Here is a 25,378-nt window from a genome sequence, read left to right on the forward strand (position 1 = left end):
GTATTTACATACACTCATTTTTACTACATTTTACTAATATTTGCTTAACTGACTGGCATTACTCCATCGGGAGGCTTTTTTATTGCTGAAAATTAGATTGTATGTTCTTCCAATAAGCAGTTAATCATCCACTGCACGCCAAACTGATCGGTAAACGCTGCATAAAGAGCACCCCAAAAAGTTTTTTCCAGCGGCATTTCCACTTTGCCTTTTACTGATAAAGCTTCAAATAGTCGTTGTGCTTCTACCTGTTCGCTGGCACTCAAAATAATTGCAATAAAGTGATTGCTGCCTTTCACAAAAGCTGGCGTATTCGGTGTACATAATTTGTCATTCACATCCGAACCCATCAATTCGGTATATTCATTGATGGGAAGGGCAACATGCAGGATCAGACTTTTTTCCGTTTCGGATAGATCCAGTCCTTCTTGTGCAGGCATATCTCCATAGCGGGTTAGACTGGAAAATTCACCACCAAAGATTGAACGATAAAAGGTAAAGGCGGCTTCGGTTTCACCTTGGAAATTCAGATAGTGATTGAAACGCATGACAGTGTCCTGTTTTTGTTTTTTATCTTCCTTAATCTACGCCTGATTGAGTTATCAGATTGATCAAGAAGCTTTATGAATATGTAAGCAGGAACTATGACTACTTATATAAAAGTATGAAACGACTAGCGAAAGAATCAGTAAAGACTAATTTTAATAGGCTGTTTTAAATCATTTTTACAGTGAAATTTCTTAATTCGCTAAAAATAAAAAGAGAGCTAACAAAGCTCTCTTTCTTATAGCAAATTTCTGTTTGAATTAGATTAGTTCAATTGCAATCGCTGTTGCTTCACCACCACCGATACATAGTGCAGCAATACCGCGTTTACCACCAGTACGTTTTAGGGCATGGATCAGAGTCAGAATGATACGTGAACCGGTAGAACCAACCGGGTGACCCAGTGCACATGCACCACCGTTAATGTTGACTTTTTCTGGATCCAGCTTGAACTCATCCATTGGACACATAGTGACCATGGCAAAAGCTTCATTGATTTCCCAAAGATCCACGTCTTCAGCTTTCCAGCCAGTTTTATTCAGAACTTTCTGAATCGCACCGACTGGCGCAATGGTAAATTCAGATGGATGCTGGGAGTTTGATGCATAGGCAATGATTTTAGCCAAAGGTGCTAGACCTTTAGCTGCTGCGTTATCGCTTGAAGTCAACACAAGAGCAGAAGCACCGTCTGAGATCGAGCTGGCATTGGCAGCGGTAATGGTGCCGTCTTTAGCAAATGCCGGACGAAGGGTAGGAATTTTTTCAATATTGGCATTGAATGGCTGTTCGTCTTTATCAACTACCACATCACCTTTGCGGGTAGAGACAGTGACTGGCACGATTTCATCAGCGAAGTAGCCTTCATTGACTGCAGTTAGGGCACGTTTTAATGAACGAATCGCAAAATCATCCATCTGTTCACGGGTATAGCCTTTCTGGTTGGCCATGTCCTGAGCAAATGAACCCATCAGACGACCTGTTTCAGCATCTTCCAGACCATCCAGGAACATATGATCTTTAACTTCACCATGTCCCATACGGAAACCACCACGTGCTTTAGGTATCAGGTATGGCGCATTACTCATGGATTCCATACCACCAGCAACCACGATGTTGGCAGAACCCGCTTTAATCATGTCCGCAGCCTGCATCACGGCTTTCATTCCTGAACCACATAGTTTGTTGATGGTCACAGCACCAGTGCTATCGGGTAAGCCTGCTTTACGCATCGCTTGACGGGCAGGGCCTTGTTTTAAACCCGCTGGAAGGACACAACCCATAATGACTTCTTCAATATCAGTTGGCTGTAAACCTGCACGAGCGATCGCTTCTTTGATAGTCACAGCACCAAGTTCTGGTGCAGGAACACTTGATAAACTTCCCTGAAAGCCGCCCATGGCTGTACGTGCACCATTGACAATTACAATGTCAGTCATTGTTGTATCTCCGTATGAGTTTTAGTCATTTATTCTTGACTTAAGCAGTATATTAAAAAAACGGACAGAAAAAAGCCTAAAAAGATAGTGAATCATAAACCGGTCAGTTCTTAGGAACAGCTAGTTAAATCTTCTTTGCGGAGGTGTCCCATTTTGCTCAGCACGATTTTGTAATGTTTAGCGGATTTCAGAGAGCAGTAATAAAAACTGCCATTGGAGCCGATCGGTAAATTGGTCTGTGCTTGATAGCTAACGCTTGGGATACTTAAAGCACCGCTCCAGTCCAACTGGCCATATTTTAATTTGAGCTGGTCAATCTGCAGGACCGTTTCGCCTGCATCAACTTGTCTGTTTCTATTCTGATCAACAAACACCAGCCAGGCATGACTCCATTGATTTGCTTGACAGTTGGATAAGTTTAAGGTCGGACAGATGACTATATTTTGTCGTAGGATGGCTGACTGACTACGTGCATAACGATTTATTGCTGCAATCTTGTGAAAAATACTATTCGCTTCCTGCTTGGCTTGGTATTCCTGAAAGGAAGGAACCGCAATTGTTGCAATTACTGCGAGTACAGAGAGAGTGACAATTAGCTCTACAAGAGTGAACGCTTTATTTCTTTTTATATACATGGTTTAACCTTTTTATATATTATTTTTATTGGAAACATGCTATTAATTAGGCGTTTTTGAATGCTTTTTTTATTACCTGAGTATTTTTGTACTTGAAGTAAGAGAAAGCTGTTAAAATTAAGTAAGTGAAAATAAGTTATTCACAACAAGAAATTGAGTAAAAAATTACCGAATTACAACGGAAATTGTAAGTAATTTTGTCAATAATTTACTTGATTAGATTAATCAAGCACTTGGAAATTTAATCAAGTGTTTGTATGATTCCCTGTGAATAGCTTAAAAATAAAACTGGGGTAAAAGAAGCCTATCTCAGGAAAGCCAATTTAGATTTGAGCTTGAACAACAATTTCTTATCTCTGGAGGATAAATCCATGAAAATGAGTCGTATTGCATTAGCAATGCTCGTAGCTGCTCCTTTTGCCGCAGCAACTGCAGGCGTAACTGTAACTCCTTTAATGCTTGGTTACACTTGGCAAGACACTAAACACAACAACGGTCAATCACAGTTGCTTTCTTCTAAACTAGCTCAAGGCGAAATGAAAGACGATTTATTCGTCGGCGCTGCGTTAGGTGTAGAATTAACTCCATGGTTAGGCTTTGAAGCTGAATACAACCAAGTAAAAGGCGACGTGAGCCAAATGAACGGTTCACACGGCTTAGGTCAAGCAAACAGCTTGGTTGATCTTGGTGCTGAGTACAAACAAACTCAAATCAACGGTAACTTCTACGTTACTTCTGACTTGATTACTCAAGACTACGACAGCAAATTCAAACCTTACGTACTTGCTGGTGCTGGTCACTACAAATACAAATTTGACGGTGTTGAACGTTCTAACGTAAACGGTGCGAATACTCGTGACCGTGGTAACACTGAAGAAGGTACTTTAGCGAACGCTGGTGTTGGTGCATTCTATCGTTTAAACGATGTTGTATCTCTACGTGCTGAAGGTCGTGGTACTTATAACTTTGACGAACAATTCTGGAACTACACAGCTCTTGCTGGTCTTAACGTAGTTCTTGGCGGTCACTTGAAACCAGCTGCTCCAGTAGTTGAAGTTGCTCCAGTTGAGCCAGTTGCTCCAGTTCAACCAGCTCCACAAGAGTTGACTGAAGACCTGAACATGGAACTTCGCGTATTCTTTGATACTAACAAATCTAACATCAAAGATCAGTACAAACCAGAAATCGCGAAAGTTGCTGAAAAACTGGTTGAATATCCAAATGCAACTGCTCGTATCGAAGGTCACACAGACAACACTGGTCCACGTGCACTGAACGAACGTCTGTCTCTTGCTCGTGCTAACTCTGTGAAATCTTCACTGGTTAACGAATACAACGTAGATCCGGCTCGTCTGTCTACTCAAGGCTTCGCTTGGGATCAGCCAATTGCTGACAACAACACTAAAGAAGGCCGTGCTATGAACCGTCGTGTATTCGCTACTATCACTGGTAGCCGTACTGTTCTAGCTGAACAACCAGCTGCTGAGCAACCAGTAGAACAACCAGCTCAATAATTCATTATTGAAGTCTGATTAACGAAAAGCGACTCTTTGGAGTCGCTTTTTTTATTGTTTTAAATTCACTACACTGCCATCGTCTAAACAGTATTGAGCGAAAGCATGAGTGTTGAACTTCCCCAAGATTTACAAAATCTGGATGCCAATAGTGGTATTTATGCGATCTGGATGATCTTCCATCATTATGGTATTGATCTGCATATTCCAGATTTGGTGCAATTGACTAGTCATGATCCTGAAATGGGGACTTCGACGATTGCACTTGCAGTTACATTAAAAACACTGGGGCTAGAGGTAGCGTTCTATACCGAGCATGATGCAGATAAACAGCCGCTAGAAGTCAGGTTTTATCAACAATCGAAACAGCTTAAGATTTCTATGGAGGAAACTCCTTTATCTTATGAGCAGATACAAGAATATGTGGAATCTGGAAATTTTGTGATCGTGTTCTATGACACTTTAGATGGGGTCGGGAATCATTCATTGATCTATGAAATTAATGACAAAGAAATTAGTTTCTTTGATAGTTTTGATGTAATGAGCAAAGAAACTTTTGAACAGCAACGCCGGAAAGAAGGGATCTGCCAGCAAGCGATAGTGATTGATGATCGTAATTTCGTGATGCGACACAGCTGATGAAAAATAAAATTTTAAGCGTAAAAAAAAGCAGCGATTCACGCTGCTTTTTTAGTTCTGGATTATTCGCGGTCTATTTTGACAGGTTGTACATCCATATCCTGATAAGAAATCAGTCTGGTTTTATGTTTCCACTTATAGCCAATCCAGATAGCCAGAAACAGGAAAATACCGATATAGGTTGATAGTACGCCTAACCAATCACCTTTTAATACCGCTTCATAGTTCTGGCCCAGTACTACAATGGCACAAAGCACAAAAGCAAACCAAGGCGCAAATGGGAAGAACTTGGCACGATAGGCTAGATCTTCAAGCTTATAGCCTTGGGCTAAATAACCTTTACGGAAGCGATAATGTGATATGGCAATACCCAGCCAAACGATAAAGCCACACATACCTGACATATTCAGCAACCAGTTAAATACTTCTTGTTCACCAATAAAGGTAGTTAAGAAGCATAGTGCGGCAATTGCAGTTGTTGCATACAGTGCATTCATCGGTACGCCACGAGCATCTAATTTACCAAAGATTTTTGGTGCACTGCCTTTACGTGCCATATCAAATAGCATACGGGTAGAAGAGTACATGCCTGAGTTACCCGCTGAGAGGATCGCAGTCAGGATGACCGCATTCATGACACTGGCTGCAAAAGCAAAGCCTGCCTGTTCGTAGAGTAAGGTGAAAGGAGAAAGCGCGATATCTTCACTTGCTGCTGCCTGTAATAAACGTGGATCATCATAGGCAATCAGGGTGCCGATAATGAAAATACACACGATATAGAACAGCAGGATTCGCCAGAAAATCTGCTTGATCGCAACAGGAATAGTCTTTTGAGGATCTTTGGATTCACCTGCAGCGACACCGACCATTTCTGTGCCCTGAAAAGAGAACCCGGCAATCATTGCTACCCCAATCAGGGCAGGTAAGCCTCCTACAAATGGTGCTTCACCTTTAGTCCAGTTTGCAAAGGTTGCCACATCAGGTGTCAGCATGATTTTCGCAATCATGAAGATACCAATAATGATAAAAGCCACAATGGCTAGGACTTTAATGAGAGAGAAGAAAAATTCGGATTCACCAAAGCCTTTAACGGTCAGTGCATTAATTGCGAAGACAATGGTCAGGAACAAGGCACTCCAGTAAAACCCGGGAATGTCCGGGAACCAGAATTTCATAATGAATTGTACTGCTACCAGCTCAAAGGCAACGGTAATGGCCCAGTTATACCAATAGTTCCATCCTAGCGCGAAACCAAAGCCGCCCTCGACATATTTAGTACCGTAAGTAAAGAAGGCACCTGAAGTCGGGTTATGGGTTGCAAGCTCGCCCAGACTGGTCATTAGGAAGTAGATCATGACGCCGATCAGGGCATAGGCGAGTAGGGCGCCACCAGGTCCGGCACTGGCAATGGTTGCACCTGAAGCCAGGAATAAACCTGTACCAATTGATCCACCAATGGCGATCATATTCAAATGACGAGCACTAAGCTTACGCTGCAGCTGTGTGCTGTTTTGGGTTTCGCTCATCATGATTCCTTATTTTTTGAGGTGCTGGCGAAAAGCACCTTGAAACCTTGTTGATCGGTTTTGACTGTGCACTGGCCAAAACTTTGCTCAATTAAGATCGGGTAATTTAAGAAGCGGTTCGCCACGATCCATAATTCACCGCCAGACTTGAGGTGGCGACGTGAAGACTTGCACAGGTTTTCACTAGCATCGTAATTGGTCTGGATGCCCTGATGGAATGGAGGATTGCTGACAATGGCATGTAAAAATAATGGTGCATCATCAATACCGCTTACCGCTTTGATTTCAAGCTGCTCGGGTTGGAGCTGATTTTTCTCGAAAGTCATCTGGGTAGATGCCAAAGCAAAGGCATCGACATCCAGCGCAAAAATACGGTTATTCGGATTGAGTTTTGCCAGATAGGCGCTAATTACGCCTGCACCACAGCCAAAGTCTGCAATTTTACCTGAAGTGACTTCAGACAGATAAGGCAGCAATACTGCAGTACCCACATCCAGACGGTTTTGGCTAAATACACCAGGAAGCGCACAAACAGTTAAGTCACCTTTGGGAGTAGAGATGCTATAGGTTAGTGCCCAGTCAGCTAACGCTTTTTTCTCGACGCAGCAGTCTAGTGTCAATTGCCACAATTGGCAATGCCGTGCGCTGTCAAGTTTGATGATTTTACCATAGGCTTGCAGCTGTTTGGCAGCACGTTCCACACCACCTTTTTTTTCACCGACCAGGAACACACTGCTACCAGAGCTTAAATGTACTGCAACATTATGAATCAAGTAATTAAGTAATTCTTTGGATTTAGGAACAAATATCACCGCCTGATCAAACGCGGCTTCTGGAAATTCAGCCCCAAAATGCACATCAACTTGCTGTGACAAGAAATATTGATAATCGTTATAGTTCCATGTCCAGATTGAAGTCTGAATCTTGTCGTCAAATTCAGAGAGCAGTTGATCCGTTGGAGGATTAATCAGCAATACACGACCCGACAAATAATCATATTGTCTTAATAAAACTTCGCTTTTAGCATCCATAGGAATCTCTCCAATAGAAAAACACTGTCTGAGTCCACCTCAGACAGTGTTTTTTGGACATGAAATTACTTCTTTGTTTCAGGAAGTACAATATTCAGAATCAGGGCAGCAATACCACCAGTCGCAACACCTGAGCTAAAGATATTACGGAATAATTCCGGTAGATGTTCCAGAATTTGTGGGACTTGTGCAACACCTAAGCCTAGAGCCAGAGAAATCGCAATGATCAGCAGGGCACGGCGGTCCAGATGAATGCCGGCCAGGATATTAATACCAGAAGCAGCAACTGCACCGAACATCACCATCACTGCACCACCAAGAACGGCTTGAGGTACTGCCTGAATTACACCAGCAACAGCAGGTAATAAACCTAGAATTACTAGAAGTGCTGCAATCCAGATGCCCACATAACGGCTGGCTACACCAGTCAGCTGAATCACACCGTTATTTTGTGCAAAGACTGAACTTGGGAAAGTATTAAAGATACCTGCCAGTAATGAATTGGCACCATTGACCAGCACACCACCTTTGATGCGTTTCATCCATTCAGGACCATCTACGGCTTGATTCGAGATTTTAGAGGTCGCAGTAATATCACCAATCGCTTCCAGTGAAGTCACCAGATAAATAAAGGCCATTGGAATAAACAGGCTCCAAGAGAAGCTTAGACCGAAGTGCATAGGTGTTGGAATCTGAACCAGTGGTGCATCTTTCAGACCATCAAAGTTCAAATGGCCCATAAAGCCGGCAAGGATATAACCTACAACCAGGGCAATCAGAATTGCTGAGCTTTTTACCCAAACGATACGGATGCGGTTCAGGATAATAATCAGTGCCAGAACAGTACAGGACATGATCAGGTTATCGGCATTGGCAAAGGTCTTATCAGACATTGCCTGATAACCACCACCCATCGAAATCAGGCCTTCTTTAATTAAAGTCAGGCCGATCAGCAGGACCACGATACCGGTAACGAGCGGAGTAATCAGTTTTTTCACCCAAGGCAGGATACGGGATACGCCCATTTCAATAAATGAGCCGGCAATGACTACACCGAAAATAGAAGCCATTACTGCTTCAACGGGGGTGCCTGTAGCGACCATTGCTGAGCCGATCCCGATGATTGGACCAATAAAGTTAAAACTGGTGCCTTGCACAATCAGCAAGCCTGCGCCAAATGGACCGACTTTTTTACACTGCAGAAAAGTCGCAATCCCCGAAATCACCAAAGACATCGACAGGATCATGTTGGTATCTTCTTTCGATACACCTAGAGCCAGACAGATGAGTAGGCCAGGAGTAACAATTGGGACAATAATGGCGAGAAGATGCTGGAATGCAGCTAAAAAAGCGACCAACGGTTTAGGACGGTCGTTCAGGCCATAGACTAAATCAAGTTGATCTTTGGAAGAGGAAGGAGATTGATGAAAATCAGACATGTGTGAACGCAAATTAAGGCTGGGTGGCGCTATTCTAATCGAGTTACACGTCTTTACAAAATTAATTGGTCACATCCTGACAAAAAAAATAGGAAGAGAATGGGAACAGTCACTATAAATTTTTTGTATTTTTCTGTATAATTTGCCCTCAAATTTAAAACGTATCGAATTTTCATGTCAGATATTAAAACTCTCCGTAACATTGCCATTATCGCGCACGTCGACCATGGTAAAACCACTCTTGTAGACAAACTTTTGCAACAATCAGGTGCTCTCGGTGATCGCGCGGGTGAGATCGAGCGTGTCATGGATTCGAACGCGTTAGAATCTGAACGTGGTATTACCATTCTTGCAAAAAACACTGCAATCAAATGGTTAGATAAACGTACAGATACTGAATACCGCATCAACATCGTGGACACCCCGGGACACGCCGACTTCGGTGGTGAAGTTGAACGTGTAATGTCGATGGTTGACTGTGTACTTCTTCTTGTAGACTCACAAGAAGGTCCAATGCCACAAACTCGTTTCGTAACACAAAAAGCGTTCGCACGTGGCCTGAAACCAATCGTTATTATTAACAAAGTCGACAAACCAAGCGCACGTCCAGACTGGGTTATCGACCAAGTATTCGACCTGTTTGACAACCTGGGCGGTACTGATGAACAGTTAGACTTCCCAGTGGTATATGCTTCTGGTCTTCGTGGTGTTGCTGGTCCTTCTCCAGAAGAACTGGCTGACGACATGACTCCATTGTTTGAAACAATCGTAGACATCGTTGAACCACCAGCAGTTGACGTTGACGGTCCATTCCAGATGCAAATTTCTTCTCTGGACTATAACAGCTTCGTAGGTGTTATCGGTGTTGGTCGTATCCAGCGTGGTTCTGTAAAACTGAACACGCCTGTAACTGTAATCGACAAAGAAGGCAATACCCGTAACGGCCGTATCCTGAAAATCATGGGTTACCACGGTCTTGAACGTATTGACATCGAATCTGCTCAAGCAGGTGACATTGTTTGTGTAACTGGTATCGATGCACTGAACATTTCAGACACCATCTGTGATCCGAAAGCTGTTGAAGCACTTCCAGCACTTTCTGTAGACGAACCGACTGTGTCTATGACATTCCAGGTGAACAACTCTCCGTTCGCTGGTAAAGAAGGTAAATTCGTGACTTCACGTAATATCCGTGAACGTCTAGACCGCGAATTGATCCACAACGTAGCACTTCGTGTTGAAGATACTGACAGTCCAGACCGTTTCAAAGTATCTGGCCGTGGTGAACTTCACCTTTCTGTACTGATCGAAAATATGCGTCGTGAAGGCTTCGAGATGGGTGTATCTCGTCCAGAAGTCATCATGAAAGAAATCGACGGTGAAATGCAAGAACCGTACGAAAATGTAACTTTCGACGTTGAAGAACAGCACCAAGGCGCTGTAATGGAACAAATGGGTTACCGTAAAGGTGAGATGACCAATATGGAAGTTGACGGTAAAGGCCGTATCCGTATTGAAGCAACTGTTCCTTCACGTGGCCTGATCGGTTTCCGTTCTGAATTCATGACCATGACTTCTGGTACTGGTATCATGACTTCAAGCTTCTCGCACTACGGTCCAGCGAAAGCAGGTACTGTTGCGAAACGTCAAAACGGTGTATTGATTTCTATGGTTCAAGGTACTTGCCTGGGCTATGCATTATTCAGCTTGCAAGACCGTGGCCGTCTGTTCGCTAAACCTCAGTTAGAAGTTTACGAAGGTATGATCGTGGGTATTAACTCTCGTTCAGACGATATGGTTGTGAACCCAACTAAAGCGAAACAGTTAACTAACGTTCGTGCATCTGGTACAGATGAAGCGTTAACACTAACTCCACCTATTGAATTCACTCTTGAACAAGCGCTTGAATTTATTGAAGATGACGAGCTGGTTGAAGTAACACCTAAGTCAATCCGTATTCGTAAGAAATACCTGACTGAAAACGAACGTAAACGTAACCGTTCTAAATAAGACTGGTTATTGATACGAAAAAACCGCTGGCTTCAAGTCAGCGGTTTTTTTATACAATGAAAAAAGATTTGGGTGATTTACATAAACTTGATAAATTAGTTTTAAATAGAAAGAGTTAATTAATGTATAATCCATCACAAAATTTGATAATAACTTGGTGAAATCATGAGCATTATTCAAGAATTTAAGGAATTTGCGGTTAAAGGCAATGTCATGGACCTTGCGGTCGGTGTGATCATTGGCGGTGCTTTCGGTAAAATCATCGATTCCATGGTCAAAGACATCATTATGCCTGTGGTTAGCTGGATCTTGGGCGGAGATGTTGACTACTCGAACTGGTTCCTAGTATTGGGTGACAATCCAAATAACATTAATAATTTAGCTGCTGCACAGGCAGCAGGTCTGAATGTATTTGCTTATGGTAACTTCCTGACCATTCTTATAAACTTCCTGTTATTGGCATGGGTCGTGTTCTGGTTAGTGAAGTTAATGAATAAACTGCGCCGTGACAAAGCTGAAGAAGCAGCTCCAGAACCAGAAGCAACACCTGAAGATATTGAATTGCTACGTGAAATTCGTGACGAATTAAAAAAACGTCCGCAAGCGTAATTTTGATTGAAAGAAAACGGCGCATAGGCGCCGTTTTTATATGGAATCCCTCCTAACCTCCCTTTAATAAAGGGAGGAAAAAAAGTCCCCCTTTGTTAAAGGGGGATCTAGGGGGATTAAAAATCTATCCGAAACTTAATTTCTACCAAATGAAATCCAAACTGGCTTTTAATCGGACCATGTAGAACCCGTTCCGCAGCAGTAAATACCAGTTTATCAATTACCGGCACCAGCTGACCTTTTTTTACTTCACCCAGTTCACCACCACGTTTAGCTGAGTTACAAGTTGAATACTGTTTAGCTATTTTGGCAAAATCTGCACCCGACAGAATTTTCGTCTTTAACTGTTCTGCAGTCTCTTTATCCTTGACAAGGATATGACGGACGATCGCAGTTTTCATGATTTCTTACCTCGTACAGCAGCCATACGTTTCGGTGCAGGTTTTACCTTTCGTAGCGGTTGGCATTCAGGACAAAAGACTGAAGCACGCTGACCCAGTTTAATATTTTCCAGTGTGGTTTCACAGTTGACACACATTTCACCGGCCCGGCCGTAAGCGAGTAAAGTCTGCTGGAAATAACCATTTTCACCCATAGCATTGGTATAGTCGCGCAGGGTCGAACCACCAAGATCAATTGCCTGTTTTAAAATGCGTTTAATTTCAAGTACCAGTTTTTCAACCTGTTCAAAGCTCAAGCTTGATGCTGGCTGTGCAGGATGAATACCCAAATTAAATAAACTTTCTGTGGCGTAAATATTTCCCACGCCAACCACGACATGGTTATCCATAATTGCAACTTTGGTGCCAACGTTCTTATTTTTTAATTTTTCAAAGAGATAGTTGGCATTAAAGGTATCACTCAAAGGTTCAGGGCCTAAGGTGTCGATCAGCTTGCTTTGTGATTGTGCATCGAGCCACAGAATACAGCCAAAACGACGAGGGTCATGGTAACGTAGCTGGATGTCTTCAAACTGGATAATCAAATGGTCATGTTTGCGGAGTTCGTCACTCGCATCACAAAGACGGAAACTGCCTGACATGCCTAAATGCCATAACATGGTGTCCTGCTCAAATTGCGCCAGAATGTATTTGGAACGGCGGGTGAGTTGAATCAGGCGTTGACTTTGTAAGCGGGTAATATCTTCCGGAATGGGCCAGCGTAAGCTGGACTGGCGGACTTCCACAGTCAGAACTCGTTGATCAAGCAGGGGCAGGAGACTGGTTTTGGTAGTTTCGACTTCGGGTAATTCAGGCATAGCACTTCAAGATGAATAGAATGAGCCTAATATTGGGCGTTTTTCAATTGAATGCAAGTCTTATTGCGAGGAAGCTAATCAGCCACCAAGTTTAAATAGTTATTTGAATAATTGATTAAATAATAGACTTTAGTTTTATTAAGTTAAAGTTTTAATCTAGTGAAATTAGATATAAATACTTGCATTTAAATAATATAAATATATGAAAAATAAATATTTAGTAAATTTAAGTTTATATTAACGGGGTTGTTTAATAACTTAAAGTTTTACCAATAATAAAAAAAATGCTGCGTATTTAATTAAAAAGTTATGTAAGTTTCTGTATCAAATCATGCTGGTAATCCCTCGGATTACTTTCACTCTCTCCGTATGTTTAGGTCAAATATGAAAAAATTAAGTCTAGCTTTATTGCCATTGCTGGCAGCCATGACTTCAGCACAAGCAGAATCAGCATTCGATCCTCAAGGACAGTACTTGTTGGGTGACTGGGGTGGAAAACGTACGGAACTGGCACAGCAAGGTGTGAAATTTGAAGCAAATTTACTGACTGATACCGCTTATCTGGCTGAAGGTGGTCGTAATGACGGTGCAGATCCACTTACTTCTGCGCAGTTGTGGTTGGGTACACAGCTCGACATGGAAAAACTGGCTGGCTGGGATGGTGTGACAATCCGTGCTGTGGCTACAGCACGTCAAGGTCAAAGCACGTCTATTGAAGATTTACAGGATCCAGGTGCACCACATATGGCAAATGTACAGGGTACGTTTGGTCGTGGTAACCAAAAGAGCCGGTTGTCTGAACTTTCAATTGAAAAGAAATTTAAAGACCAAGGCACCAGCATTAAAGCCGGTCGTTTAGGTTTAGGTATGGACTTCAATGTCATGGGATGTGACTTTGCCAGCACTGCTTTCTGTGCCGCCCAGATGGGTAAATGGCAAGGTAATATCTGGATGAATACCCCAGTGTCTCAATGGGGGGCACGCGTTAAACAAGAGCTTAATCCAGAGCTTGCTGTCCAAGTCGGTGTATATGAATTTAACCCTGAAAATGCTTTAGAGCGCCATGGTTGGAATTTGGATACAGAGAATGCAGATGGTGTAACGATTCCTGCAGAAGTGATCTGGACACCGAAGAACTTTGTAAATGGCTTGCCAGGTAGTTATCGTATAGGTGGTATGTATAACACTGCCGATGATGTAAATAATCAGAAAGATGTAGCCAATCCTACAGATGGTAAAAATCGTACCTTTGCTGGTTGGCTGGCAATAGAACAACAGTTGACTTCCACAGGCAATGGTCGTCAAGGTTTACATTCATTTGCTAACTTTACCTGGCATGATCGTGATACCAATAAAGTGGATAATTCACAACAAATCGGTCTGAAATATATCGGTTTAGTGGATAGTCAGCCAAATGATATCTTGGGTCTGGCAGTAAACCGTGTTCATGTCAACGATCGCATTAATAACCCAAACTTTGATGCAAGTGCAGAATACAATATCGAATTGAACTATAGCTACAACCCAACCAAATGGTTGATGCTACGTCCGAACCTGCAATATGTGATTAACCCAGGTTCAACCAATAATGTAGATAATGCCTTCGTTCTTGGTTTAGGTACAAGAATTATCTTCTAAAATCGGATCGTTCAGGCTATAACTAAACAGGCTCAATTGAGCCTGTTTTTTATTTCTTGATAAAAAGACCAAACCGTTTCATAAAAGAGGGAATGCGGCGTGACTCTACTATTTCAGCCAGTACAGTTTGGATCACTGCAACTGAACAATAAAATCGTGATTGCACCGATGTGCCAGTACTCTGCAACCGAGCAGGGTGAAATTACCTATTGGCATGAGCAGCAATGGGCCAATTATGCACTGTCTGGTGCCGGTCTCTGTATTGTTGAAGCGACAGCAGTTCAGCCTGAAGGCCGGATTAGTTATGCTGATCTAGGCTTGTGGAATGACCAGCAGGCGAGCCTGATCAAGGATTTATTACAGAAAGTAAAGTCGCTTTCACCGATGCCATTTGCGATTCAGCTTGCCCATGCTGGCCGTAAAGCTTCTACCGATAAACCTTGGGAAGGTAAAGGGCAGATTGCACCAGATCAGCCATTGGGTTGGCAAACGGTATCGGCAAGTGACCTTCCATTCCAGTCGCATGAGCATCCACCTAAAGCCTTAAGTCTGGATGAAATCCAGCAAGTAATTCAGGGCTTTGCATCCAGTGCCAAACGTGCAGTAGAAGCAGGATTTGACCTGATTGAATTACATGCTGCACATGGCTATTTGCTGCATCAATTTATGTCACCGTTATCTAACCAGCGTGAAGATGAATATGGTGGCTCACTGGAAAATCGTATTCGATTAACATTGGAAGTATTTAAAGCGATAAAGGCGGCTGTACCAGAAGGCTATCCAATTGGTGTACGGATTTCGGCAACCGACTGGATGGAAGGTGTGGAGAGCTGGGATGTAGAGTCTTCTGTATTCTTAAGTCAGCAACTCGAAGCACTGGGTGCAGCCTATATTCATGTCTCCAGTGGTGGTCTGCATGCAGCGCAAAAAATTGATGTACATCCGAATTATCAGGTACCTTTTGCAGAAGCAATTAAAAAGGTAGTCAATATTCCAGTGATTGCAGTGGGATTGATCACGGAAGCATTACAGGCAGAAGGGATTTTGCAGTATGAGCAGGCCGATGCGATCGCACTGGCTCGTACTATCCAGTATGACCCTCGCTGGCCTTGGCATGCTGCTGCAGAATTGGGTGAAACCATCGAAATATCCCCACAATATTTGCGCTGTCAGCCGCACGGACTCCGTAACCTGTTTAAGCCGTACAGTTAATTTCTACTGATTTTGGGAATGTGAGCGTTCATGGATGAACCGTTTGCAAACAGCACAGTACCTATATTGAAAAGTTCATGTTATTAAATATTTTATTTCCGATCTGTGCAGTGGTTGGCTTGGGCTATATTGCCGCACGGATGCAATTTATTAATCCATCACTGATTACAGCGATGAGCCAGTTTGTGATGAAAATTTCATTACCGGCTTTTCTGCTACAAGCATTGGCCAGCAAGAATCTCACTGATATCTGGAGTCCAGAATATTTCATTGCCTATGCGGGTGGGTCGCTGCTGCTCTATGCCCTGAGTTTTTGGGGTTGTGCATCGCTGTTTAAAACGAATTTAACCGAGTCAGCGGTATTGGCGATGGGTGGTTCCATGTCCAATACCGGTTTTATCGGTACAGCCATCCTGACCTTATTGATTGGTTCACATTCAGCGATTTATCTATCCTTAACTTTGATTGTTGAGAATCTGATTATTGTGACTTTGATGATGGTATTGGCCGAACGTGGTTTACAGACGGGAGGGAATACCCAGAGTCAGATTTTGCGGGAAACTTTACAGCGGATTTTCAAAAATCCAGTGATTCTGTCCATCATCCTCGGGATTCTGTGTATTTTGCTGAATATCAAGTTGCCTGAACTATTGGCTCAAACACTGAAAATGTTGGGGCAGACAGCATCGCCATTGGCTTTATTTGTGATTGGGGGCAGCCTGATTGGGATGAAGGTTAAATCCATGAACAGCTTGAGCTGGTTGCTCACAATCCTGAAAGTTATGGTGATGCCTACTGTGATTTTTGGCTTGTTGTGGGCATTTGGTGCCAGTCAGGAAATGTTATTTATAGGTACCTTACTGGCAGCATTACCTATGCCGATTGCCTTTGGGATTTTTGCCCAGCATTACGGTGTACAGGAAAAAGCCTTGCCACCGCTGGTACTAAGTACCTTGCTTGGCTTTATGGTAGTGGCCTTGTTATTGACCCAGTCTCATGTCTATTTAAATTAATCTTTCTTATTAAAAAAGCCCCGTCATCGGGGCTTTTTATATCTGCTAAGTTAACTTTTCTTTTGTGTCGTTGATTGAGCAGGCTTTTTGGATTGTTCCGCCATCATTTTCTCTACAGCAGCCAGAGATTCTTTGGCTTGAGGGATATTTTCTTGAGCTAGGGCACTAAAGATTTTTTTCGCTTCAGGCAGGTTTTGCGGCACGATATTGCCATTGGCAAACATATTGCCTACAGCCATCAAGGCAGGGATGTAGCCTTTTTTCGCAAGCTCCTGAATGGAGTTTAAACCTTGTTGAATTGGTTTTTCATCCTTGTTTTTAAAGCCAAGGCTAATATCATACAGGGCTTTGGCATGAATCGCCTGGAAATTATTTTTCTTGATTAAAGGTTGTAGTTTTTTTAGCGCCTGTTGGTCTGAAGCAAGCTTACCTTCTGCGAAGAGGAGAACGGCTAGATCTACAGTCGCATCATCAAAACCGGCAGTAGATGCGCGTTCCAGATACTGTTTCGCTTTTACCAAGTCCTGTTTTAGCCCCAGTGTACCACCAGCATAGTTTTTACCCAGCACATAATTTGCTACAGGATAGCCTTTGCTTGCTGCCTGTTCATACAGCTGAACAGCTTTTTTCTCGTCTTTTGCTGTACCTTGGCCAGTCTGGGTTAAATAGCCTAAGTTATAAATTGCTTGAGCATTCCCTTTTTTTGCCATTTCATTCAAAAGGTTATAGGCACCTTTAAAATCATTCGCTTTGACTAAGGATTCAACTTTGGTAAATTGAGGATCAACAGTTTCAGTTTTGCTATTGGCAAGTACATATTGAGATGAGACTGCAAGTAGTGCAGCAAGAATTATTTTTTTCATTGTTCCAAACCTTGTTGTAGGTAACACCTGATTCCGTGGTGCTTTTTAAATCATGACAGCTACATCATAAGAGGATTTTATACTTTGTAAATATCCTAATTGTCACGAAATAAAATTAAGTTTTTATATAAATGAGAGTAAATGAGGAAAGATAGATAAATATTTTTAAATATTAATTGATTAGAGATAGATAGGTAGAAGTCTAGGTTGAGATTGTTGATTTATTTATTAAAAAGACAATAAAAATCCTCCATCAAGGAGGATTTTTATCAGTACATTTTATTGTGGGCGAGCTACATCACCACTGAGTTGTTCTGGCAGATTCAATACGGTTAAACTTAATTCAACCAGCGCTTCCGGTTTAGCAACCACCAGCGCTTTAAAGCCCTCATCAACAGCAATACTATTTACTACTTCTACATCATTATGCAGTTTGCTAGCCACTACTGGTGCATTACCTGTACCTTGAACTAGATGCAGCCAGTGTTTTGGTTTTGCCTTAAACCACAAGCGTGCAATCACTTCCTGACCGAGGTAACAGCCTTTGTCATAATGTACGCCTTCACGTTGATGCAGACGTAATTCCTGTGGTTGGAATAGTTCAGCAGTTGCTGCCTGAATCCAGGCCTGACCAGATTCAATTGCCTTGATTTCCCAAGCCTGAATGTCGGTTGCTTCAGAGTCAAATACAGTAAAGATACCGTCTGCTGTTGGATAGACTGGACCAGCTTCTTCCAGTTTCATTTTAGAAAAAGCACCGTATTTTCTGATGTGTTTGGCAAAATCTTCTGCCTGATCAGCAGACACGACAATTTCAAAGTTTTCAGGAACAATTTTTTTCAGCCATACACCAAACAGAATACGGCCTTTCTGATTACAGATCGCGGTATAACGGGTCTGATTTTCAGCCAAAGCTTCAGCATTTAAAGTGACCTGGCCTTGAAGGAATTTTTGTGCATCTACACCCTTTAAAGTGAATGATGTAAAAGCAGTAGACGTTGCCATGATAAGCCTCAGTTTTAATACCACAAATCAATCAGACTATTGTGCAGCAAGGCGTAGTGTGAGGCAAATAAAAAAGCCCGCAATATCAATCGCGGGCTTTGAACCAAATGAAAGAGTTAATGATGGCTATGATTATCGCCATGGTGATCCGGTAAAGGTGAATTACAATCAAATTCACCCCCACAGATTCGGACATATTCCATCATGCCTTGATCTTCATGATCAAGAATATGGCAGTGTTGTACGAAATCACCTTCAAATTTCTTGTAATGGCTTCGAACAATGACCTCATAACCCGGTTTGACAAAGATGGTGTCTTTAAACTGTCCTTTTAATCCTCGGTACTGAATATCATCCAGATCAATCGGCGCATTCGGATCTTCAGGTACTGCGGCACTTACATCATTACGACGTGGGTCCCGGATCTCAACAATCTGGAATGGGTTGACATGGATATGGTAGGGGTGAGTAGCGAAATTGCTGGTTAAAATCCATTCGTCCACTTGTCCAATTTGTAATTTCCTTACATATTTACCATGTGTTGCATCTGGTCCGTTATAATCATCTCCAAAGCTATAAATACCGTCAAAATTATCAATGAGGTAACCAAACTTGGCATTTGCACCAAAAGTAAGATCAAAAACAGACCGCTGTTTTGGTCTCTTATTCACCAAAGCCGTTATTGCATCAGTCATTAAAGTTGAATGGCCCACAAAAGCAGACAGGTTAAGTTGAGCGAGCTGATTCTGGATTTCTTTATTTAGACCAATTTTTTGTGCCTGCTCCTTTAAGAACTGTGCTGCAGTCTGTTCTTTTAATTTACTAGCTTTGACATTGACCCATCCAAGCAATTGAGCATTCGCAGGATTGGCTGGAGCAAGTTGTGGGACTATTTGGCCAGGCTGACCAGGAATTGGCGTACTATTAATTTCATCATCTAGATTTAATCGAGTATCGAAGATGCAGTACTTATTGGTAGTTGGAAAGTTCACCATGGCATCATGGCGGTAGCCTGGCTGGAAGACGGATAGTCGGCGAATTTGTACATGATTCATCGTTAAGCCATCCTGGGCTATGGTATGGACTGGTAAACTGGTTAATTTATTAAATTCATCGATTGAAGCCTGATCATTTTGTCTGCCCTGATAATTTAAACAAGCTTCAAGGGTCTGTTCAGCGGTAAATTTTTGTGAGTTTGGTAGTTCTTTAATGACCAAGCCCAAAGTATCTCGTACGCCTGCATGAATCATACGCCAGCGGTTAAATTCATTCTGATTGACCTGGATTTCACCTAAAATTTTGCCATTAATTGAAGTGTAGTAGTTGTTGGCCCCCCAAGTGTTGAATCCAGCCAGACCATCATAATTCTCGATGACACCTACACCATCTGTACCACAATCATTTGTGTTTAGATCAGCTCCACTTGCATCCTTACAATCATATTGAATTTGCTGGAAGACCAGGACTTTTTCATTTGGATAGCTATTTTTAGCCTTATCTTTCCACAGGATATCCATATCTCCTGTTTCAGTGACTTTACCATTCTTCACTTTAGGTACACGATTACCTTCTACGATTAAAGGTCCGGCCATGCCACTAGAGACCTGAATTGCGGTTGAACCATGTAAATGCGCGTGATACCAGTAAGTCCCTGCAGGGTGATTCGGATCAATTTTATATTGATAATCAAAGTTTTTTTGTGGATCAATTCTCACAAAGATATTGTCACTATTGCCTTGAGGACTGACCCAAAAACCATGGGTATGCAAGTTAGTGGTATTAAAGCAATGTGGTGTATTAATGTCTTGTTCTTCAATATGGTGACAACTTTCTGGTGTTTCATCTGGGAGCTGGTTGTTTAAATTAACCGATAAGGTTTCTCCTTGTTTTACACGAATTTGTGGGCCTACCAGTTCATCTACAATTCCGGTTTCACGTGCAGCCTGCTTGTTCAATAAGCTGGCTTTGGTCAGATACCCACGAACCACTAACTGATCCCATTCGGATGATCTCGGGTTATAAATTTTATTGGTTTTATATGCTGCAACCAGTTCATATTTACCTTTTGCGCCTTTTTCCAACAAAGGAGGGTTATTGATGATTGAATTGGCAATACTCGGCGCCGGATTTGCTGGTGTAGTCGGATGATCCGGTTTTGTTGGATGCGAGGGGGTTGGTTTAGGAGGATTAGATGGATTTGGAGGATTTTTACCATTATTCCAACTAGAGACCAGAACTGCGAGAACTGCTGTAATGATCCCAATAATAGCTATATGCAACATGTGATTTACCTTTATTGTTTTTTATATTTTGTTGTGATGAGTTAATTTTTTTCTTATTCATACGTGACTATAGCAGTGAGGAATATCACCAAATAGGGATATAAAGACGAGTGGTTAACAGAGTTTGAAACTATTCAATTAATAAAAATCAGACAATTTTTTATAAAGTTTTGAATAAGCAGATTTAATTAAAATCATTTGCGATAAATTAGTAATTGTAAAAAATCTTAAAAAAAATATGGGATTCATCAGAAAGGTGAATTCAGGCATTCAGATCCTTTCATTTAGCCATGGTAAGAAATAGAACTTTTTCCTCTTAAACCTGCATCTCATACTAAAGAATGATGCGATTTCAGCCCAATTTTCATAAAAAAAGTCTTATTTAGAGCACTTATTCTAAAGAATATGTAACTAAATATTTCTAAAAGGCCTATTTTGGTAGTTAAGCTTATGAAATATAAACGATTTGGGAAATGGGTTTTCAACAGTGTACTATGCCTGCAAACGGTGTGCGAAACATCGATAACAAGTATGCAGTAAAGAAGAAAGATTCAAGAGGGCAGGTAAGCTATGAACAACAACTACCGTAAACCACTGCAAGGTACCCAGCTGGAATATTATGACGTGCGTCAGGCCGTTGAAGATATCCAGCCAGGCGCATATGCCAAATTTCCATATACCTCCAAAGTGCTGGCTGAGCAGTTGGTACGCCGTTGTGATCCTGCCATTCTGGAACAGTCATTACGCCAGTTGATTGAGCGCAAGCAGGAACATGATTTTCCTTGGTATCCGGCACGTGTGGTATGTCATGACATTCTGGGACAAACGGCGCTGGTCGATCTGGCTGGTCTGCGTGATGCGATTGCTGACCAAGGTGGTGATCCAGCCAAAGTTAATCCGGTGGTGCCAACTCAGTTGATCGTCGATCACTCACTGGCGGTGGAATATGGCGGCTATGATCCGGAGGCTTTTGAGAAAAACCGTGCGGTGGAAGAGCGCCGTAATGAAGACCGTTTCCATTTTATTAACTGGACCAAGACTGCTTTCAAAAATGTCGATGTGATTCCAGCCGGTAATGGCATCATGCACCAGATCAATCTGGAAAAAATGTCACCGGTGATTCAGAGCCGTGATGGTGTCGCTTTCCCGGATACCTGTGTCGGGACTGATTCGCATACACCACATACCGATGCGCTGGGTGTGATTTCAGTCGGTGTGGGCGGCCTAGAAGCTGAAAATGTCATGCTGGGTCGAGCATCGTGGATGCGTCTGCCGGATATTATCGGAATTGAACTGGTAGGACAGCGCCAGCCGGGCATTACTGCTACTGATATTGTGTTGGCATTGACAGAGTTCCTGCGTAAAGAACGTGTGGTCGGTGCTTATCTGGAATTCTTCGGTGAAGGTGCGGACAGCATGTCAGTGGGCGATCGCGCGACGATCTCTAATATGACTCCGGAATATGGTGCCACTGCTGCCATGTTCTATATCGACCAAAACACCATTGATTATTTAACTCTGACAGGTCGTGAGCCTGAGCAGATCAAGCTGGTGGAAACCTATGCCAAGGAAATTGGCTTGTGGTCATCTGAAATGAAGCAGGCAGAGTATCCACGTGTGCTGCGTTTTGATCTGTCTAAAGTGACCCGTAACATCGCTGGTCCATCCAATCCGCATGCACGTGTATCGACTTCTGAGCTGAAAGAAAAAGGCATTGCCGGTGTGGTAGAAAATCGTACTGATGGCCTGATGCCAGATGGTGCTATCATCATTGCAGCCATTACTTCTTGTACCAATACTTCAAATCCGCGCAATACCGTCGCAGCAGGCTTGCTAGCACGAAAGGCAAATGAATTGGGCTTAACCCGTAAGCCATGGGTAAAAACATCATTTGCACCGGGCTCTAAAGCGGCCGCATTGTATTTGGAAGAAGCAGGTGTTCTGCACGATCTGGAAAAACTGGGCTTTGGCATCGTGGCGTATGCATGTACCACCTGTAACGGCATGTCTGGCGCGCTTGATCCGAAGATTCAGCAGGAAATTATCGACCGTGACCTGTATGCAACTGCGGTTCTGTCCGGTAACCGTAACTTCGATGGCCGTATCCATCCTTATGCAAAACAGGCTTTCCTGGCATCTCCACCGTTAGTGGTGGCGTATGCGATTGCCGGTACGATCCGTTTTGACATCGAAAAAGATGCTTTGGGTACAGACAAAGATGGCAATCCGATTTACCTGAAAGATATCTGGCCATCAGATGAAGAAATTGACGCTTTGGTAAAAGAATCTGTAAAACCAGAGCAGTTCAAGAAAGTCTACATCCCGATGTTTGATCTAGGCAAGGCAGAGGAAGCTGCGAGTCCGCTGTATGACTGGCGTCCGCAAAGTACTTATATTCGCCGTCCGCCATATTGGGAAGGGGCACTGGCTGCACCGCGTACTTTAGCCAACATGCGTCCGCTGGCGATTCTGGGCGATAACATCACCACAGACCATTTATCTCCATCGAATGCGATAACCCGTGATTCGGCTGCGGGTGAATATCTGGCGAAAATGGGCGTGCCTGAGGAAGACTTTAACTCCTATGCAACACACCGTGGTGATCACCTGACTGCACAGCGTGCGACTTTGGCGAATCCGAAGCTGTATAACGAAATGGTGGTTCGTTCAGATGGCACCATCAAGCAAGGTTCTAAAGCGCGTGTGGAGCCGGAAGGTGAAGTAATGCGTATGTGGGAAGCGATTGAAACCTATATGAACCGCAAGCAGCCGTTGATTATCATTGCCGGTAAGGATTATGGTCAGGGTTCAAGCCGTGACTGGGCAGCGAAAGGTGTTCGTCTGGCGGGTGTAGAAGCGATTGTCGCTGAAGGTTTTGAGCGTATTCACCGTACCAACTTGGTGGGTATGGGTGTGCTTCCGCTGGAGTTTAAACCGGGTACAGACCGCAAGACCTTGAAGCTGGATGGTACAGAGCTGTATAGCGTAATTGGTAATATTGCACCACGTTCGACTTTAACGCTAGTGATTGAACGTTCAACCACTGATGGTAAAAATGAAGTGGTGAAAGTGCCGGTGACCTGTCGCCTGGATACGGAAGAAGAGGTTTCTGTGTATGAAGCGGGTGGAGTATTACAGCGCTTTGCACAGGACTTTTTAGAAGGCTCAATTGTGTAATATTTCAAGTTAAAAGTTGTTGAATTTGATTAAAAAACACCCTACTTTAACGTAGGGTGTTTTTATTTGGAATTAAAATGACAATAAGCTTTTCAGACTCTTACGGAATTGATACTGATTTATTTACAGCCTTAGGTGCATTAGATCCAATTCTAAATATTGATACTCGTTTATTTATTGATCCTTTATTAGTTAGAAACACAAAAATTCCAGAATTCAAAAATTCGACTTTAAAAATTGAGGAATATTTCCAAAAAATTTTGACATTATTAAATTGAACCGTACCGGGTTTGTCGGAGACTTTTTTATTTAAGTTAGGCCACCTGACCTAACGGGTTAATCTTATCATAGTACATTGCTTCAAACTCAAAAGGCGATACATAACCCAGTGCACTGTGTACACGCTTTTTGTTGAACCAATCTACCCAGTTTAATGTCGCAAGTTGTACATCCGCTAAACCTTGCCAATCTGCTTTTAGATATTCAATCACCTCTGTTTTGTATAAGCCATTCACCGTTTCAGCCAAAGCATTATCGTATGAATCACCTGTCGTACCGACTGATGCTCGTAAATTTGCTGCTTCTAAACGATTGGTATAGCGAATAGAAAGATATTGAACACCTCTATCTGAATGATGAATCACATTCTTAGGCATACCTCGATCGTGCAATGCTTGCTCCAATGCATCGAGCACCATATCTGTATTCATCCGTGTAGATACTTTCCATCCAACAATTGCTCGTGAGAACACGTCAATAACAAATGCGGTATATACCCAGCCTGAATGAGTTTGAATATACGTAAAGTCACCCACCCATAGTTGGTTTGGATGATCAGCATTAAAATTACGTTTCACTAAATCATCTGCTCGTTTTTGGTCATCCCGGCTACGGGTAGTTTGTTTATTCTTACCACGCCAAACACCTTGTATACCTAGCTTCTGCATCAATCGAGCAACTGTACAACGTGCAATCACATAGCCTTCACGTTTCAGTTGTTGCCAGACCTTACGCACACCGTATCGACCTGAACTTTCTTTCCAAATTCGTTTAATCTCCTCAGCATGATGCAAGTCATGTAAATCTCGCTTTGCTCGATGTTCCCTTGCGAAGCAATGCTTCTCATCGCAGAGATCTAGAGTCCGGTAATAGGTTGAAGGTGCGATCGGTAAAATTCTACAAATCGCCTCGACTCCGTACAGCTCTTTATTATTATGGATAAAATCCACCATTATTTGTGTGGGCGGTCGAGCTCCGCCTGGGCGAAAAAAGCGGCTGCTTTACGTAGAATCTCATTGGCGCGTTGCAGTTCTTTATTTTCGCGTTCGAGTTGTTTGATACGTTCTTGGTCTGAAAGCTGCTGTACTTTAACTGGATTTTGTTTATCTAAATATTTTTGATACCAAACACGTAGTGTTTCAGGAGTACAACCTATCTTGGGAGCAATAGCGGTGATCGCAGCCCAATTCGATGGATAATCTTTTTCAGATTCAATCAATAATTGAACCGCTCTTTCTCTGATTTCAGGGGTATATTTTAATTTTG

21 protein-coding genes and 1 other annotated feature are annotated in these 25,378 nt (G+C 42.5%); of the genes, 9 read left to right on the forward strand and 12 right to left on the reverse strand.

What is annotated here, in order from left to right:
- Positions 1-92: 92 nt before the first annotated feature.
- The 3 genes from GW12_RS06145 to GW12_RS06155 all read right to left on the reverse strand — a co-directional run bounded on the left by GW12_RS06145 (position 93) and on the right by GW12_RS06155 (position 2,617).
- A complete protein-coding gene (locus GW12_RS06145; protein ID WP_034584930.1) occupies positions 93-548 on the reverse strand; it encodes a VOC family protein in 456 nt (151 codons plus the stop codon).
- Between the two features lie 258 nt (positions 549-806).
- Positions 807-1,982, reverse strand: coding sequence for a thiolase family protein (locus GW12_RS06150; RefSeq protein WP_034584933.1), 1,176 nt, complete (start codon positions 1,980-1,982; stop codon positions 807-809).
- A 110-nt stretch (positions 1,983-2,092) separates the two neighbouring features.
- Positions 2,093-2,617 (reverse strand): GspH/FimT family pseudopilin, encoded by a 525-nt coding sequence (locus GW12_RS06155; protein WP_034584936.1) that lies wholly within the window; start codon positions 2,615-2,617, stop codon positions 2,093-2,095.
- 371 nt (positions 2,618-2,988) lie between these two features.
- On the opposite strand from GW12_RS06155, the gene omp38 reads away from it, so the two are divergent.
- Both omp38 and GW12_RS06165 read left to right on the forward strand, forming a co-directional pair.
- Positions 2,989-4,131 (forward strand): outer membrane protein Omp38, encoded by a 1,143-nt coding sequence (gene omp38, locus GW12_RS06160; protein ID WP_034584939.1) that lies wholly within the window; start codon positions 2,989-2,991, stop codon positions 4,129-4,131.
- A 105-nt stretch (positions 4,132-4,236) separates the two neighbouring features.
- Positions 4,237-4,770, forward strand: coding sequence for a peptidase C39 (locus GW12_RS06165; protein ID WP_034584941.1), 534 nt, complete (start codon positions 4,237-4,239; stop codon positions 4,768-4,770).
- 62 nt (positions 4,771-4,832) lie between these two features.
- On the opposite strand, the gene GW12_RS06170 is transcribed toward GW12_RS06165, so the two are convergent.
- The 3 genes from GW12_RS06170 to GW12_RS06180 all read right to left on the reverse strand — a co-directional run bounded on the left by GW12_RS06170 (position 4,833) and on the right by GW12_RS06180 (position 8,766).
- Entirely contained in the window at positions 4,833-6,296 is a 1,464-nt protein-coding gene (locus GW12_RS06170; protein ID WP_034584944.1) for an amino acid permease, read from the reverse strand.
- Positions 6,296-7,327 (reverse strand): methyltransferase, encoded by a 1,032-nt coding sequence (locus tag GW12_RS06175; RefSeq protein WP_034584947.1) that lies wholly within the window; start codon positions 7,325-7,327, stop codon positions 6,296-6,298. The genes GW12_RS06170 and GW12_RS06175 overlap by 1 nt, the downstream gene beginning before the upstream one ends.
- Positions 7,328-7,392: 65 nt before the next feature.
- Entirely contained in the window at positions 7,393-8,766 is a 1,374-nt protein-coding gene (locus GW12_RS06180; RefSeq protein ID WP_034584950.1) for a uracil-xanthine permease family protein, read from the reverse strand.
- Between the two features lie 174 nt (positions 8,767-8,940).
- Between GW12_RS06180 and typA the strand changes: the two genes are divergently transcribed.
- The gene (gene typA / locus GW12_RS06185; protein ID WP_034584953.1) at positions 8,941-10,776 is read left to right on the forward strand and encodes a translational GTPase TypA; all 1,836 of its coding nucleotides are present in this window, start codon (positions 8,941-8,943) and stop codon (positions 10,774-10,776) included.
- 165 nt (positions 10,777-10,941) lie between these two features.
- Complete coding sequence (mscL, locus tag GW12_RS06190) at positions 10,942-11,385, forward strand: large conductance mechanosensitive channel protein MscL (protein WP_034584956.1); 444 nt, start codon at positions 10,942-10,944, stop codon at positions 11,383-11,385.
- 116 nt (positions 11,386-11,501) lie between these two features.
- Here the strand turns inward: mscL and GW12_RS06195 are convergent, their stop codons facing one another.
- Positions 11,502-11,786, reverse strand: coding sequence for a peptidylprolyl isomerase (locus GW12_RS06195; protein WP_034584959.1), 285 nt, complete (start codon positions 11,784-11,786; stop codon positions 11,502-11,504).
- The gene (gene mutM / locus GW12_RS06200) at positions 11,783-12,643 is read right to left on the reverse strand and encodes a bifunctional DNA-formamidopyrimidine glycosylase/DNA-(apurinic or apyrimidinic site) lyase (RefSeq protein WP_034584961.1); all 861 of its coding nucleotides are present in this window, start codon (positions 12,641-12,643) and stop codon (positions 11,783-11,785) included. Before mutM ends, GW12_RS06195 begins: the two co-directional genes overlap by 4 nt.
- Positions 12,644-13,027: 384 nt before the next feature.
- Between mutM and GW12_RS06205 the strand changes: the two genes are divergently transcribed.
- The 3 genes from GW12_RS06205 (at position 13,028) to GW12_RS06215 (ending at position 16,506) form a co-directional block, all read left to right on the forward strand.
- Positions 13,028-14,281: a carbohydrate porin gene (locus GW12_RS06205; RefSeq protein ID WP_034584962.1), complete on the forward strand. Its 1,254-nt coding sequence runs from the start codon at positions 13,028-13,030 to the stop codon at positions 14,279-14,281.
- Between the two features lie 99 nt (positions 14,282-14,380).
- A complete protein-coding gene (locus GW12_RS06210) occupies positions 14,381-15,493 on the forward strand; it encodes an NADH:flavin oxidoreductase/NADH oxidase (RefSeq protein WP_034584965.1) in 1,113 nt (370 codons plus the stop codon).
- 77 nt (positions 15,494-15,570) lie between these two features.
- Entirely contained in the window at positions 15,571-16,506 is a 936-nt protein-coding gene (locus GW12_RS06215; protein WP_034584969.1) for an AEC family transporter, read from the forward strand.
- Positions 16,507-16,556: 50 nt separating this feature from the next.
- Here the strand turns inward: GW12_RS06215 and GW12_RS06220 are convergent, their stop codons facing one another.
- From GW12_RS06220 to GW12_RS06230, 3 genes are all read right to left on the reverse strand, one after another.
- Positions 16,557-17,369, reverse strand: a complete 813-nt coding sequence (locus GW12_RS06220) for a tetratricopeptide repeat protein (protein ID WP_034584972.1) — start codon at positions 17,367-17,369, stop codon at positions 16,557-16,559.
- 279 nt (positions 17,370-17,648) lie between these two features.
- On the reverse strand, positions 17,649-18,374 hold the full coding sequence (locus tag GW12_RS06225) for a folate-binding protein YgfZ (RefSeq protein WP_034584976.1): 726 nt from the start codon (positions 18,372-18,374) through the stop codon (positions 17,649-17,651).
- Positions 18,375-18,490: 116 nt separating this feature from the next.
- Positions 18,491-20,656 carry a multicopper oxidase family protein gene (locus GW12_RS06230; protein WP_034584978.1) on the reverse strand — a complete coding sequence of 722 codons (2,166 nt, stop codon included), beginning with the start codon at positions 20,654-20,656 and terminating at the stop codon, positions 18,491-18,493.
- Positions 20,657-21,226: 570 nt separating this feature from the next.
- On the opposite strand from GW12_RS06230, the gene acnD reads away from it, so the two are divergent.
- Entirely contained in the window at positions 21,227-23,833 is a 2,607-nt protein-coding gene (gene acnD / locus GW12_RS06235; protein WP_034584982.1) for a Fe/S-dependent 2-methylisocitrate dehydratase AcnD, read from the forward strand.
- A 77-nt stretch (positions 23,834-23,910) separates the two neighbouring features.
- Complete coding sequence (locus tag GW12_RS06240; protein WP_034584985.1) at positions 23,911-24,111, forward strand: hypothetical protein; 201 nt, start codon at positions 23,911-23,913, stop codon at positions 24,109-24,111.
- 36 nt (positions 24,112-24,147) lie between these two features.
- Here the strand turns inward: GW12_RS06240 and GW12_RS06245 are convergent.
- A protein-coding gene (locus GW12_RS06245) for an IS3 family transposase (RefSeq protein WP_152598538.1) occupies positions 24,148-25,378 on the reverse strand; the annotation gives its coding sequence in 2 pieces (ribosomal slippage) (positions 24,148-25,106 and positions 25,106-25,378; 1,232 coding nt annotated over the 2 pieces). This gene is flagged as partial in the annotation.
- Positions 24,991-25,107, reverse strand: a sequence feature (AL1L pseudoknot). Its footprint overlaps the gene before it by 117 nt.

It is taken from the genome of Acinetobacter sp. HR7 (genome assembly GCF_000773685.1).
Classification (GTDB): Bacteria; Pseudomonadota; Gammaproteobacteria; order Pseudomonadales; family Moraxellaceae; genus Acinetobacter; species Acinetobacter thermotolerans.